The 880-nt window shown below is 35.5% G+C and carries 1 pseudogene; it reads left to right on the top strand.

The annotated features are described in order from the left end of the window. The first annotated feature begins 178 nt into the window (after positions 1–178). Positions 179–834 (top strand): annotated as a pseudogene (locus P20495_RS15420) (nitroreductase family protein). Positions 835–880: the final 46 nt, after the last annotated feature.

Below are 880 nucleotides of genomic sequence, written 5' to 3'. Positions count from 1 at the left end.
TCCGTACCTAGCTATATTGATAGCCTTTACTTTACGTAGATATCAATTGAATTAAATAAGTAGAGTGATTTAAAAACACGATATTATTTTTGTAATAAATTTTTAAAAGGGTTTGTTTTTACTAAAACTGACTCAACATAGTAAATACTGGTAAAACACCTACTCAATGGAGAAACTAATGACTCACCCTATTATTAATGACTTAGAAAAGCGTTACACAGCAAAACGTTACGATGCAACGAAACGTGTATCTCAAGACGATTTAGCCGTTATTTACGAAGCTATGCGCCTATCTCCATCATCTATTAACTCGCAGCCTTGGAAATTCATCGTAATTGAATCAGATGAGGCTAAAGAGCGTATGCATAGTACATTTGCTAATAAATTTGCGTTTAACCAGCCACATATTAAAACAGCTTCGCATATAATATTATTCGCTCACAATCCTAAATATACCCGCGATGACTACGCAAAAGTTATTGATGCAGATATTAAAAATGGCCGTACTAAAGCAGAAAATCGCGAACAAGCTTTTGGTGCTTATGCATTTGTTGATATGAATACTGATGAGCAAGGCAGTAATGAAGAGTGGACTAAAGCACAAACTTACATTGCACTGGGTAACACTATGCATGCCGCTGCACGTTTAGGCATTGATTCAACTCCAATGGAAGGCGTAGATGCCGAGCTGATTGGCGAAGTCTTTGAAAAAGACTTGATGGTTACGTATGCGACGTCGCATTAGTACTTGGCTATCATGATAGCGCTGAAGATTATAATGCTAAATTACCTAAATCTCGCTTAGCAAAAGAGCAAGTTATTCAGGTTTTATAAGTAATCCGTTATAAACTTAAATGATAACAATATTAAAAACACTATT

This window comes from Pseudoalteromonas sp. BSi20495 (assembly GCF_000241185.1).
Lineage (GTDB): Bacteria > Pseudomonadota > Gammaproteobacteria > Enterobacterales > Alteromonadaceae > Pseudoalteromonas > Pseudoalteromonas fuliginea.
The sequence above is the reverse complement of the archived record's forward strand: the minus strand, read 5'-3'. Positions and strand labels throughout refer to the sequence as shown.